Below are 13,832 nucleotides of genomic sequence, written 5' to 3'. Positions count from 1 at the left end.
TGATTCACGCTGAAAGCTACCACGCAGAGCATGGGAGCCAGTTGTTCTGTTTACCTGATTCACGCTGAAAGCTACCACGCAGAGCATGGGAGCCAGTTGTTCTGTTTACCTGATTCACGCTGAAAGCTACCACGCAGAGCATGGGAGCCAGTTGTTCTGTTTACCTGATTCACGCTGAAAGCTACCACGCAGAGCATGGAAGCCAGTCAGGAACGTGTCTCACAACTAAAAACTCGTTCCCATGCTCCGCGTGGGAATGCAGAACCAGCCTGATCAGAACATGCCCGTTTCAAGCTTGGCATCTTCACTCATCATGTCGCGGTTCCAAGGTGGGTTAAACACAATATCCGTGATCACTTTAGATACCTGAGGCGCACCCAGAATTTTGCGACGGGCATCTTCGGCAATCACATCACCCATACCACAGCCCGGAGCGGTCAGCGTCATTTTGATAATCACGACAGTCTCGCCGGTGATCAGCTTGTCGATACGACAGCCATAAACTAAGCCGAGATCAACAATGTTCACAGGGATTTCAGGATCGTAGCAAGTACGCAATTGCTCCCAAACAAAAGCTTCTAACTCTTCAGCACTGGCATCTTCGGGCAGCGTCGGGCGCTCTTTTGCTTCACCGCCAAGGGCATCAAGGTTGTAGCTTTCGATAAGGTAAAGCCGAGATTCGAAACCGACACTCACACTGCCGCCTTTTGTCTGCATAATCGACACTTCGCCATCTTTAGGCAAAGTAACGGTTTTACCAAAAGGGATCGAAATCGCTTCAACATCTTTTAGCAGATTGATCTTATCGCCTTTTTTCATCGCTTTGTTCCTTAGAGCAACATGTCCCGCGCGCGGTTCAGAGCCGCAATAAAGATATCGATCTCGTCTTTGGTATTGTACAAAGCAAAGGAGGCTCTTGCGGTGGCATCCACACCAAAGTGATGCAGTACCGGCATAGCACAGTGATGGCCGGTGCGAATGGCAACACCCAGCTGATCAATTAAGACACCAATATCCTGAGCATGAACACCATCGATAACAAAGGAGATCACCCCCGCTTTGTGTTCAGCATTACCAAGAATACGCATTCCCGGTATCTGCTGCATCTGTTCCGTCGCATACTTAAGCAGAATCTCTTCCCAAGCCGCAATTTTATCTAGATCAGCATTAAGCAACCAGTCACAGGCGACACCTAAACCGATTCCTTCTGCGATGGCGGGCGTTCCCGCTTCAAACTTGTGGGGTAAACCGGCGTAGGTGGTTTTTTCAAAACTCACATGGTCGATCATATCGCCGCCGCCCTGCCAAACAGGCAGTGACTCTAACAAGGCTTCTTTGCCATATAGCACGCCGATACCGGTCGGGCCATACATTTTATGGGCAGAGAAGGCATAGAAATCACAGTCCAGCGCCTGAACATCCACCTTAAGGTGCGGCACGGCCTGAGCACCGTCCAGCAATACCGGGATCTCATGCAGGTGTGCTAGTTTTACAATCTGCTTCACCGGATTGATAGTGCCTAGAGCGTTAGAAACATGAGTCACCGAGATCAGCTTGGTTTTTGCGCTAATCATGGCGTTCAGTGCCGCCATATCCAGCTCGCCATCTTCATCCACCGGTGCCACTTTAAGCACAATACCCAGCTGATCACGCAGAATCTGCCAAGGAACGATATTAGCGTGGTGCTCCATCATGGAGACGATCACTTCATCCCCCGCCTGTAACTGTCGGCCAAAGGTGTTAGCGACGAGATTGATGCCTTCTGTCGTGCCACGAACAAAGATAATCTCTTTGCTAGAACGAGCATTAATAAACTGACGCACTTTCTCCCGTGCCTGCTCGTAGGCATCCGTGGCTTCACCGGATAGATAATGCACGCCCCGATGAATATTAGCGTTCAGCTCACGGTAATAGCGGTTCATACTTTCGATCACCGCCTCCGGTTTCTGCACCGTGGCACCATTATCGAAATAGACCAACGGCTTGCCGTGTACGGTACGCTGAAGAATCGGAAACTCTTGGCGCAGTTCCAGCATATAAGCGGCCAGTTCCGCTTCAGCCTGCATTTTATCAGAGCCAGAAGCGGTATAAGCATTCACAGGGACATTCATCTCAGGCATTCTCTCAATCGCACCGGCCTCGTTTACACAAGGCCTTTCAGGTTGAATTTCTCCGGCAGACGACCGGCCACAGCATCTTCGATACGGTCATGTACTGCCGGAATCTCGATACGGTCGATCACCTCATTGGCAAACGCCAGCGTTAGCAGGCCACGGGCCATCTCTTCACCTAGACCACGGGAGCGCAGGGCAAACAGAGCATTCTCATCCAACTGTCCGGTGGTGCTACCGTGGGAGCACTTCACATCATCGGCGTAAATTTCCAGCTCTGGCTTGGTATCAATTTCAGCTTTATCAGACAGCAACAGGTTGGCATTAGACTGATGAGCTTCAATCTTTTGTGCATTTTTATGCACAACGGCACGGCCATTAAAGACACCACGGGAGCGGTCGTTTAAAATACCTTTGTAGTCTTCATGACTGTTGGTATGCGGCGCGTTATGGTTCACCAACGTATGGTTATCCAGATGCTGTCGGGCATTACCTAAGTACAAACCGTTTAGGTTTACCTCAGCGCCTTCGCCGTTCAGTTCAACCTGAATATCTTGACGGGCCAGCTTGCCACCCAAACAAACATTATGGGACGTAAAGCGGCTATCACGTTGCTGCTGCACATGCATGCTAGCGATATGGTATTGCTTGCTGCTTTCCTGCTGCAGTTTGTAGTGGGTAATATTAGCGCCATCGGCTAATTCCACTTCGGTGACCGCATTGGTTAAGCTCGCGGCATCATCCGCACCGGCATAATGCTCAACCACGGTGGCTTCGGCATAAGTACCCGCTTTGATCAAAATCCGGGGCTGAACCAGCACAGGGTTTTCCTGCTCGGTCGCCACAAACTGTAAATAGACCGGTTGCTCTAATCGTGCGTTAGCAGCTAAGTCGATCAGCACGCCGTCCTGCCAGCCCGCAAGGTTTAAAGCGGTAAAGCCGCTAAAGTTAGCCGCTGCAACCTGCCCTAATAACGGCTTAGCTGCATTAGCATTTTTAGCCAAAGGCAATACCTGCACACCTTGTGGCAAACTATTAAGCGTGGATGCTTGTTCAGAGAAAATGCCGTCGACGAATACCAGACGAATCCCATCCAGTCCCAGACTACTCTCTTTTATTAAGGTTACAGCATCTGCCTGCCCGTTTGGCAATGAGAACTGACGCTTAGCCAGTGCTTTAACATCGGTGTATTTCCAGTTTTCTAGGCGGGCATGGGGCAAGCCCAAAGTAGCAAACTGTTCAACAGCACCTTGGCGTAAGTCGGTTAACCAACCCGACCCTTCGCTTATTTGTGGGGCTATCGCACTTAACCATTGATCGGTAAATTCGGCCAGACTCATTGAGCAGCCTCCTCGATCACCCAATCGTAACCGCGTTTTTCCAGTTCAAAGGCCAGTGACTTATCACCGGATTTAATGATTTTACCATCGGACAATACGTGGATATGATCCGGTACGATATAGTCCAGCAGGCGCTGATAGTGAGTGACCATTACGATGGAGCGACCCGCATCACGCAGACTGTTGACGCCTTCGGAAACGATTTTCAAGGCATCGATATCCAGACCAGAATCGATCTCATCGAGTAAGGCCAGTTTAGGCTCCAGAATCAGCATCTGTAGAATTTCGTTACGCTTTTTCTCACCACCGGAGAAACCTTCATTCACCGAGCGATGTAGAAAGCTGCTATCCATTTTCATAAACTGCAGCTTCTCACGCACTAATTTCATAAACTCTGGCGCTTCAAGTTCAGGCAGACCTAGGTGCTCGCGTTTAGCATTTAGGGCAGCTTTCAGCAGATAAACGTTTTTAACCCCAGGGATCTCAACCGGATACTGAAAACCTAGTAATAGGCCTGCACGGGCACGTTCTTCAATGTCCATCTCCAACAGGTCTTCACCTTCAAAGGTGATCGAGCCACTGGTTACTTCGTAGCCATCACGTCCAGCAATAACCGCTGACAGCGTGGATTTACCGGCACCATTGGGCCCCATAATGGCGTGAACTTCACCGGGATTAATGGTCAGGTTCAGGCCTTTTAGAATCTCTTTATCTTCAACACTAACGCGCAGGTCTTTAACTTCTAACATGGTTTTTCTAACCTTTTCTGTGGATGGCGGCCTGATTCGGCTGCACCATCAAATCTGAATTCTTTTTCTGTTGAGCTTTACCGGCGACTGACTGGGTTTGATTGGAAACCCCAGCGTCGCCTGAGCAGGCTGCGGTATATCTGCTTTTAGCCAACCGCGCCTTCAAGGCTGACGTTCAGCAGGGCTTCCGCCTCCACCGCAAACTCCATCGGCAGCTCTTTAAAGACGTCTTTACAGAAACCATTGACGATCATGTTCACCGCATCTTCTTCAGAGATACCGCGCTGACGGCAGTAAAATAGCTGGTCTTCGCCAATCTTCGAGGTGGTCGCCTCATGCTCAACCTGCGCGGTACTGTTGGAGATTTCTTGATAAGGGAAAGTATGCGCGCCACACTGATCGCCAATTAACAACGAATCACATTGGGTAAAGTTACGAGCCCCTTTGGCACCAGGCAGTATCTTAACCAAGCCACGGTAAGACTGGTCGGAGCGGCCAGCGGAGATACCTTTAGAGATAATCGTTGAACGAGAACCTTCACCGATATGGATCATCTTGGTGCCGGTATCCGCCTGCTGCATATTGTTGGTTACGGCGACGGAGTAAAACTCACCGACGGAGTTTTTACCTTTCAGTACACAGCTTGGGTATTTCCAGGTCACCGCAGAGCCGGTTTCAACCTGAGTCCAGCTGATTTTAGAGTTATCCCCACGACATTCGCCACGCTTGGTAACAAAGTTGTAGATACCGCCTTTACCTTCTTCATCGCCGGGATACCAATTTTGTACCGTGGAGTATTTAATGTTGGCATTTTCTAAGGCAACTAACTCAACAACCGCCGCGTGCAGCTGATTTTCATCTCGCATCGGTGCGGTACAACCTTCCAAATAAGATACCTGAGCATCTTCTTCGCAGATAATTAGCGTGCGCTCAAACTGGCCGGTATTTTCAGCATTGATACGGAAATAAGTCGATAGCTCCATCGGGCAGGTCACACCCTTAGGGACAAAGACGAAAGAACCATCAGAGAACACCGCAGCATTCAGCGCTGCATAATAGTTATCCATTACTGGCACAACAGAACCTAGGTACTGTTTAATCAGCTCTGGGTATTCGCGAATCGCTTCCGAGATAGAGCAGAAAATAACACCCGCTTCCCCCAGCTGCTTTTTGAAGGTGGTCGTTACTGAAACAGAATCAAACACCATATCCATCGCAACACCAGCTAAGGCCGCGCGTTCATGCAGAGGGATACCCAATTTCTCATAGGTTTCTAGCAGCTTAGGGTCAACCTCGTCCAAACTTTTTGGACGATCATCAGAAGATTTGGGAGCAGAATAAAAAGAGATCGCTTGGAAATCGATAGTAGGATAATTAACATGTGCCCACTCAGGCTCTGTCATTTCTTTCCACTGTTCAAAAGCCGCTAAACGCCAATCCAGCATCCATTGTGGCTCTTCTTTTTTAGCGGAAATAAAACGAATCACATCTTCATTCAGGCCCGGAAGAACCGTATCAGACTCGATATCGGTTACAAAGCCTTGCTTGTACTCACGACGGACAAGCTGCTCCATCTCTTGATTTGCCATTGGTGTGTCTCCCCACCCTGTTACAGGTTCTGTCGGGTTAATGCTAATTCGGTTCAGATGATTGCCGTCGAAACGTTTCAGACGCGATCTTCTGTTCATTTATTTCTGGCTAGCCGTTTTCTCGATCATGCTGTTGAGTTATTCAACATGCGGTCTGGTCATTTAAATAGACCGCTCAAACAGACCTCTAAAATTAACGGCTTGAAAGAGCCACTAGCGGGATATCGATACCGGTCTTTTTCGGTTCAGCATCGACTGAAAACAGATCTGTACCTGAGATCCATTGCAGCTGTAACGGCTCTTTCTGGGCCAGCTGCGCCAACGTGATGCTGTTTAATAGTTGATGCATCGCAAGGCTGACTCGCTGCCAGTTATCCGCCACACCACAGGTCTCCTGCAAATCACAAAGGGCATCTTCTTGACTGCATTCTGTCATCGCAAATGGGCCTTCAATGGCATCAATAATATCGCTGGCAGTAATCTGCTGTGGTGCTCGAGCAAGACCATAACCACCTTGCGCACCACGAAGTGATACCAAAAGACCGCTCTTTTGCAGCATCTTTAATGCCTTGCTAACCGTAGGCTTAGGAATCTGTACCTGCTCCGCAATATCGGTGGCGGTAAACAGCTGATCCGGCGTGCGGGCAATATGTGCCATCAACACCGCTGCGTAATCGGTCATCTTGCTCAATTTCAGCATGGTTTTACCTTCATCGTCATAGTGGACTATTTTAGTCCCATTTAACTTTGAACAAAACCCTTATACCCGAGTTTTTTACTTTGTTTTGCAAGATAGTGCCGATTAACCGGTTTTTAACTAGGGTTTTAACGACGATAGCAGCAAGTTGTTGAGAATCATTTTCAACAAGAGACACAAGAAGAGGTGAAAAAAGAAAGCCCATCTCAAATGGATGGGCTTTCTGCCAGTACAACCGGTAAAACTCAGACAATGTCATACCAAGCAAAAAACTACTTCATACGACAAACCGACAGGTCTTTTCATTTAAATCTGAGGCCAAAGCTCTTAATTGACGACTCTCTTCCCGGTTACTGTTAGCACCATCCAGCAACTGAGCGGCCATTTCGTTCACATGATTGACAGCTCCCACCAGGTGATCTGCAGCCTGCTGCTGCTCATCGACAGCGAGAAACACTTGCTGGCAGCGGCGATCAATCTGAGTAATTCCTGTCACTACCTTATTCAATACCTCTTGAGTGTGCTGTGACTGCCTCAGTACCGAGGCACTACGATGACCACTGCGCTGACTGGAAGCAACAATCAACTCAATACTGCCAAGTAGTCTTTCAATGACACCATCGATTTCGCCGGTAGCCGTCTGGGTTTTCTGTGCCAGCATACGGACTTCATCCGCTACAACAGCAAAACCACGCCCCTGCTCTCCTGCTCTGGCTGCCTCAATAGCCGCATTCAATGCCAACAGATTAGTTTGCTCAGCAATAGCACGGATCGTTTCTAGGATCTGATGAATCTGGTTACCATGTTCTGACAGCTGGGCTGACTCTGTACAAGCCTGATGAATCCCACCATTCATTAACTCCAGTTCATGTCCAACGTTACACATCACCTCCTGCGCCTGAGAAACTTCAGCATTAGCCTGCCCTGCATCAAGGGTCAGCTGCTCCATGCTATCGGCGATCAGATGAGAGGATTGAGACAGTTGCTCCACTGAAGCAGAGATCTGGCTGACCTGTTGCTGCTGAGATACCAGTTGGATATTCATCTGCTCAGACAGAGCAGCCCCCTGCTGGGCGGAGCCCTGCACCTGTTTACCCGAGCGCTGTACACTATCGACCAGAGCCTGAAGCTGACCGACAAACTGATTAAAATAACCTGCTACGCGACCCACCTCATCCTCACGACTGACATTAAGTCGACGAGTCAGATCACCACCACCCTGAGCCACCTCTTTCAGCATCGCCTGAACCTGGCTTAAAGGTGCTAAACGGCGGTGAATGAGCCAAGCTGCCAATAACAGTGTCAACAGTGCCAACACAGGTCCAAGCACCAGCTGCATCAGACTGGATTCTTTTTGTACTTCAGCAAACCGCGCCTGCAGGTGCACTAGGGGCTTCAACACAATCGCTTTAGGTACCCGAATCTGCAATATCCAGCCACTACGGGGCACTCCTTTCAGCCTAATAGGTACATCTGCATTAAAAAAGTCAGAATGCGTCTGCTCACTCCCAGACGTAGCGTTCATAGGGTTGCCTACTTCATACGGCCGATGGCTATCACCCAAAACGATACCCTTTCGACTCAAAATCCGTACCTGTGCCATCCCCTGATAAAGACTCTGACTGATACTCTGAGCCTGCTGCTGAATAAAGCCCAGGGAGAGATCGGCACCCACCATGCCCAGAAAGCGCTCTTTGTGCATAATGGGCACAACTACCGAGGTTAACAGCTGATCCTGTCCCTGAACCTGAAAACGCTGAGGCTCCAGAAGGCAGGCTGCCCGCTGCTCTTTTGGACAGAGATAAAACTCTGCTTTCCGCGTACCGTCAGTAAAGTGTTCCTGACTTTCATGCGCTCTTAATGGTGCCATCTCAATGTGGCCACTTTCACTGCGACTCAGCAAAGGCGCAAAGCGGCCATCCTCAGTTGAACCCGTCAGGCGATTTAATAAGTTATCATCATCTGCATCATCAAACGCATCTGCCTCCCATGCAGTATAGAGCGTCAAAAACTCCTTATGGGCCAGAAGAGAGCCTCGCAGGACACCAATAAACTGCTCCCGTTCAAGCTGTAATGCCGGATCTTCCCATGCCACCTCCGATTTTAGCTGTCCGGCGGTCACAGCCAGTCCATGGGTAACCTGATAAGCCCGATCCAGTAACTGCTGAATCTGGCCTGCCTCCAAGGCAGCTCTTTGCTCCAAACGAATCATGGCTTCATGGCTCAGCAACTGACCTGCTTCGTCTGCCAACAGCTGCCTGGAGCGATCACTATAGTGCAGTCCTACTAGGAGCTGAGTACCCAACACCAAAAGTAATAACAACCCCAACCCCAGAATCAGCTGATTTTTAATTGAATAACGCACATCCCAACCCTCAAACTGGTATAGACCAAAACAGATAAGATTTTCGCGTTTTAAGGTGTCAGAAATATGTCAAGAAAGGCAGGTAGTGGCCAAAAACAGTAAAGAAATGTAAGTGAACTTATGGCAGCCCACCACCTGAACAGATCACTCTTTAGAAAACAGGAAAGGCACTCAACTTACATGCAGGGATTGGAATAAAACCCTGACAGGATAGAATAGAAGCTGTAAAGAATGAGCCGTACACTCGGCTTGCTGATGCTCAACCATCAATTCGACATTATCGGAGATCCCAGCATGCCTCTGTGGTTACAATTGCTGATTATTTTTATCGTATCAATCAGCGGTATCGTTTTTCATATCTACCTGATTAAAAAAATTCGGGTTTGGGCCATTAACGACCAAATCAACGCCTTGGCCGATGGCAACAAAAAGAAAAAACAATATTTACAAACACTCCATCAACAGATGCTCACCGACAAAGTTGCTCGTAAGCACCACGCCGACCAACTTGAAAATGCTGCCAAATCATTTAACGACTATAAATAACACCTCAAGGAAAAGGTCACGATGTTTACCACATTTAACGGATTACCCTATACCAAATATGCAAAACTATTTATAAACGCTAAAAGTAAACGCGACGAGACACTTAATGCCAAAGTGCTTAGCCCTAGCCCACTTAGCGCCGACGCACTAAAGTTAGCGTTAATGGTCAGCGGTGCTGATAACCCGTCTCACCTAAAAGGGGCGCGTCACTGGCAAAGCGACCTGAATGGCTTTTGGCTGAAGCAAATGCTGAAAGTGTCTCACACCCAAAGTACATTGCTCCGCCCTTTCGGAATTCCTAGTAGCTTGTTCACAGGCTGGGTACACCCGCTAGTAGAAGCAACCCGAAAAGCCGTTGCCGAAGGCCAGAACCCAGACCTTATTGCCCGTGATGATGAGCGGATCGACAGCACCTATGCCGCTGAACTGAAAGCACTGGTACGGCAATTTACCCAACCCGTTTTAGGCAAAAGCGGCCAAGATGAAGCAGGCCAAGAAAAAGCAGATCAAAATACAGCACTGGCGTTTAACCCTGAAACCTGCCGTTGGGCCTGCGAAACGCCACAGGGCCAGAGCTGGCTGCTTTCCCAGCTTCAACAGTTCCGTCAACTGGAATGGCAATACCACAGCCAAGGTAAAACCCATCTAGCCGCACTAAAAGATCTGCTAAGCTCTCTATTTCAGGTCATTACCTCAGAGGTTTTTAGCAACCCTGAAGATCAACCTTATCGCAAGACTCAACCTGATGGTCAATGGCGGGATAGTGATGCGGAATACCTTCAAGCCTGTGCAGACCGTCTGCTAGCGTTGCTCGAACACGATGCTTTTGATGTACGCCGTTTTGCCCTGTCATCACCCCATGCAGTATTAGGCGCAAGTCAATGGCAAACGGTTCCCGGCTCAGAACTGTATTCGGTAAAACTACGCCACTACCCTCGTCCAGAGGGTGTTAAAGCCAATGGAAAAACCCTTTATTTAGCTAGCCCGATGATCAACCGGTGTGAGCTATTTGATTTAGCGCCTGGAAAGTCTGTTATCGAAGGCATGCTTAAACTGGGCTACGACCTTTATTTGGTAGATTACGGCAACCCTGAAGCAGATCAGTGCGAGTTAAGCCTCGATTTCTATGGCAAAACTATTCACGACACCTATCTGGATCTTATTCTAGAGCGCCATCCAGAGCAGAATATCGAAGTGATGGCTTACTGCATGGGCGGAACACTGTTTATGCCTTATTTGGCACGGCGCATCGAAGAAGCTCAGATTACAGGAAAAGATGTGCGTATTCGTCAGGTTGTGTTGATGACATCGCCCATACTTTTTGATGATGACGAAAGCGGTCATAAACCAATGCGGGATGTGATTCGCCAAGATTACGATGCCGACCTTATGACCCTATTTTTCGGTCAGTGTAATGTTGCACCACAGACCCTAGAGCTGGGTATGCACGCTATTCAACCCGGTGTTGATCAAAGTGTGCTAGAAGGATTTTACGCCCGCGCCAATTTCCCTGACGCCGTTCAAGATGCAGCACCTTTTCTAAAATGGCTACACAGCGGTACTCGATTCCCTGCTCGTTCACACAAGGAGTGGATCAATAACGTCTTTATCGGCAACCAAATCTGGGAAGGTGAATATTGCTTATCATCAGACCTGCCAGAGTTGGACGGCAAACCTGTGAATATGGACGTGCTCAACAGCGCCGATATCGCACTGTTTGATTACTGTGGCCAGCGCGACCCTATCGCTCCTGTCGGCTCTTGCAAAACCAGTGAACGCTGGGGACGTCGAGATAACAACCATCGCATGGTTCGCAGCGGCCTGAACCGCACCATCGAAAAAAATATCGGTCATATTTTTGTCGTTAGCCATAAACTACTGGATGAGTTTTTAGACGCTGTTACTGATTTCCTAGCCGATGAGCCTCCAGCTTATCAAGGTAAGAAAGCCCCAGCGACTAAAGTTAAAACCGCAGTGGCTAAAGCTAAAACCGCAGTGGCTAAAGCTAAAACTACAGCCTCAACTCGCAAGACCACCACAAAAGCAGCTGCGGCTCCAGCTAAAACGGCATCGACCAGAAAGCCCGCCGTACGAAAAACAGCAGCCTCTGCTCCCAAGGCAGCGGCAAAAACAACCGCGCCAGCTAAAGCGGTGACTGAAACCACTAACTCAGCTGCAGTAGAACCGGCGACAAAAACCACACAAGCCAAAGTGACAGAACCCGCTGTCTCTAAAACGACAGCACCCGCTGTAAAAGCGGAAGCGGAAACTGAAATGGCTAAAACCAACTCAACAGCTGTGGATAAAAAGGATCAAGTATAAATCCCCAGAAGTTAAATCAATAAAAAAAGCAGAAGCCTAGGCTTCTGCTTTTTAGCATCATCTCTTTACCGATAACGCCTCTTTTTAAACCACCAAAGCCGAACACCTGTTAGCCCAAGCCAGATAACTGCAGTGAATGTCAGCAAGCCCAGTATTTTACTCCACCATCCGAGCTCAGCCTTATGCAGAGCCGCAAGCCCTAACGTAAAACTATCCACTGCATTTTTACCCGTTGACTGAAAACGCGCTAATAGCTCACCGTTTTTCGCATAAAACCAGACACTGGTCTTAGCACTATTCACGGAATAATCCAGCGAGGAATAACTGCGGTAAAGATAACTGCCTTTATAGGCAGAGTGCGACAGACCTATAGGGTAAAAAACATCAAAACCCGCTTCCTGAGCCCACTTCTCTGTCAAACGCTGCCCGGTGGCCACTGCCTGCTCAAGGCTCATTGGCTGCGCCTGCCCTCTCGACGATGTGGGTATCTGCTCATGCGCCTGTTGTCTTAAAGCCAAAGGGTCAAATACCGAGTAATAAAGCGGCTTCAGATTAAAGCTAATGCCGGACAGCAGGAAAACAACCATCACCGGCGCAAACACCAGTCCCAACCAGCGATGATTAAAGAAATCCTTCTGAAAAGGATTTTTTCCCTTCCGGTAGCGCCAAAAGCTCAACCAATGCACCAGATCATGCCGGAAGGCAGGCCTTTTAACGCTTCCAGTGCCGCCAGAAGATGACTTCGCATGATGCGGCCAACTCAGATAAACACCGATCGGAGTCAACAACAGCCAAGCTAATGTCAGCCAGCCCAGAATTTTCCGGCCATTCTGCCCCGCCAACAATGAATAATGTAGCTTATAAAGCAAAGGCATCAGGTTCTGTAGCGGCTGCTCAAAGGAAAACTCACCCCATTGACGACCACCCAACACCTCACCAGTGTAGGGATTCACAAAAACCTGATTATGAGGTGGTGGCTGATAATTCCCCTGAGGATCATTCGTACCCGCCAACCAGAATACTGCTGCAGTTTGCAACACCTCAGCCATCGGCTGTTGGTAACCTGCCTCCTTATAAAAACTCAGATCAAACCAACTGATTCTGGCCTGCGGATAAACCGCCAGAATACGCTCTTCCAGCAGAGGCACCGACAGAGGTACATCGTAAAGATCGTGCTGCTTAATCTGCATCAAGTCAGGATTTAACCAAGTATCCAGCTCATCTTTAAAAACCAGCACACCGCCTGTAACCGACAACAATAGAACAGGGAAAATCAGCAACAAGCCAAGCCAGCGATGGAGTACGAGGAAGGTATGGCGATTCACAGCAGGGGACGTCCTTTTGGGCAATTGTAGATTCACAGTTAATACAAGGACTCTACTCATTTACGTTCTAGATATCGGATAAGCCTATCTAGTGACAGACACTTCTCATGACCACGAGCATCTTTTAAGAAGCATCTTTTGCCAAGAGCTGCATGTTGAGCGAACTTGTCTTCAAACCTGCTCTGTCGAACCGATAGCGCATATAAGCAGAGATATCATCCTCGTGGGAGGAGACAACCAGCTGACAATGCTTAAGTTCGCAACGGAGTAAGTCGGTCAAGGAAGCAACGTTGATTTCATCCAGAGATTGCGATGGATCATCGATCAAAATGAGAGGAACCTTAGCATAGACCTTGTTGAGTGAAAGAAAGAAGGCAAGGCTGAGAGCGGACACCTGACCAGAACTCATGGACATGACTGCGTCGTGTTCAGATTTCTCGGCAGTCAGAAATCTCAACTGCGTACCTTCGCGACTCTCGATAAATAGGGAGGGTGTTCATAGTTCTGTGTCACCCATTGCTTACAGATCTACGTAACCGTCGATCCGTCCTTCGAAGTGGATGCTCAGCTGCGATAGCGTCAGATTCCAGTTTTGCACCGGATGCGTCCACTTTTCTGATGCTTTTAACATACCGGCGTACAGCAGTTTGAGCAACGCGTTTTCATTGGCGAAGCCTCCCTTGGTCTTGGTCAGTTTGCGGAACTGGCGGTGTACTGCCTCAACCGCATTGGTCGTGTAAATCGCTTTGCGCACCTGCTCTGGGTACTTGAAGTAAACGGCCAGATTC

At 48.7% G+C, this 13,832-nt stretch carries 12 protein-coding genes; 2 read left to right on the top strand and 10 right to left on the bottom strand.

Annotated elements, in window-relative coordinates:
• Positions 1 to 273: 273 nt before the first annotated feature.
• The 7 genes from sufT to G517_RS0112020 form a co-directional block, all read right to left on the bottom strand.
• Positions 274 to 819, bottom strand: coding sequence for a putative Fe-S cluster assembly protein SufT (gene sufT, locus G517_RS0112060; RefSeq protein WP_028304617.1), 546 nt, complete (start codon positions 817 to 819; stop codon positions 274 to 276).
• Positions 820 to 830: 11 nt separating this feature from the next.
• A complete protein-coding gene (locus tag G517_RS0112055; protein ID WP_102043369.1) occupies positions 831 to 2,120 on the bottom strand; it encodes a SufS family cysteine desulfurase in 1,290 nt (429 codons plus the stop codon).
• Between the two features lie 23 nt (positions 2,121 to 2,143).
• Positions 2,144 to 3,451: a Fe-S cluster assembly protein SufD gene (sufD, locus tag G517_RS0112050; RefSeq protein ID WP_028304615.1), complete on the bottom strand. Its 1,308-nt coding sequence runs from the start codon at positions 3,449 to 3,451 to the stop codon at positions 2,144 to 2,146.
• The gene (sufC, locus tag G517_RS0112045; RefSeq protein ID WP_028304614.1) at positions 3,448 to 4,200 is read right to left on the bottom strand and encodes a Fe-S cluster assembly ATPase SufC; all 753 of its coding nucleotides are present in this window, start codon (positions 4,198 to 4,200) and stop codon (positions 3,448 to 3,450) included. The genes sufD and sufC overlap by 4 nt, the downstream gene beginning before the upstream one ends.
• A gap of 146 nt (positions 4,201 to 4,346) precedes the next feature.
• The gene (gene sufB / locus G517_RS0112035; RefSeq protein WP_028304613.1) at positions 4,347 to 5,789 is read right to left on the bottom strand and encodes a Fe-S cluster assembly protein SufB; all 1,443 of its coding nucleotides are present in this window, start codon (positions 5,787 to 5,789) and stop codon (positions 4,347 to 4,349) included.
• A gap of 193 nt (positions 5,790 to 5,982) precedes the next feature.
• Positions 5,983 to 6,489 (bottom strand): SUF system Fe-S cluster assembly regulator, encoded by a 507-nt coding sequence (locus G517_RS18975; protein ID WP_084632191.1) that lies wholly within the window; start codon positions 6,487 to 6,489, stop codon positions 5,983 to 5,985.
• A gap of 274 nt (positions 6,490 to 6,763) precedes the next feature.
• Positions 6,764 to 8,851 (bottom strand): methyl-accepting chemotaxis protein, encoded by a 2,088-nt coding sequence (locus G517_RS0112020; RefSeq protein ID WP_028304611.1) that lies wholly within the window; start codon positions 8,849 to 8,851, stop codon positions 6,764 to 6,766.
• Between the two features lie 231 nt (positions 8,852 to 9,082).
• Between G517_RS0112020 and G517_RS0112015 the strand changes: the two genes are divergently transcribed.
• Both G517_RS0112015 and G517_RS20220 read left to right on the top strand, forming a co-directional pair.
• A complete protein-coding gene (locus tag G517_RS0112015) occupies positions 9,083 to 9,397 on the top strand; it encodes a hypothetical protein (RefSeq protein WP_028304610.1) in 315 nt (104 codons plus the stop codon).
• A 21-nt stretch (positions 9,398 to 9,418) separates the two neighbouring features.
• On the top strand, positions 9,419 to 11,719 hold the full coding sequence (locus tag G517_RS20220; protein ID WP_028304609.1) for an alpha/beta hydrolase: 2,301 nt from the start codon (positions 9,419 to 9,421) through the stop codon (positions 11,717 to 11,719).
• 65 nt (positions 11,720 to 11,784) lie between these two features.
• Here G517_RS20220 and G517_RS0112005 read toward each other — a convergent pair whose 3' ends face one another.
• From G517_RS0112005 to G517_RS18960, 3 genes are all read right to left on the bottom strand, one after another.
• Complete coding sequence (locus G517_RS0112005; protein ID WP_028304608.1) at positions 11,785 to 13,044, bottom strand: PepSY-associated TM helix domain-containing protein; 1,260 nt, start codon at positions 13,042 to 13,044, stop codon at positions 11,785 to 11,787.
• 124 nt (positions 13,045 to 13,168) lie between these two features.
• Positions 13,169 to 13,501, bottom strand: coding sequence for a P-loop NTPase family protein (locus tag G517_RS18965; RefSeq protein ID WP_245543245.1), 333 nt, complete (start codon positions 13,499 to 13,501; stop codon positions 13,169 to 13,171).
• 63 nt (positions 13,502 to 13,564) lie between these two features.
• Positions 13,565 to 13,832: transposase (locus G517_RS18960; protein ID WP_036591436.1), on the bottom strand; the 268-nt coding region annotated here is incomplete at its 5' end.

It is taken from the genome of Oceanospirillum maris DSM 6286 (assembly GCF_000422865.1).
Lineage (GTDB): Bacteria > Pseudomonadota > Gammaproteobacteria > Pseudomonadales > Halomonadaceae > Oceanospirillum > Oceanospirillum maris.
Note: the sequence above shows the minus strand (reverse complement) of the source record. Positions and strands in the feature narration are given on the sequence as shown.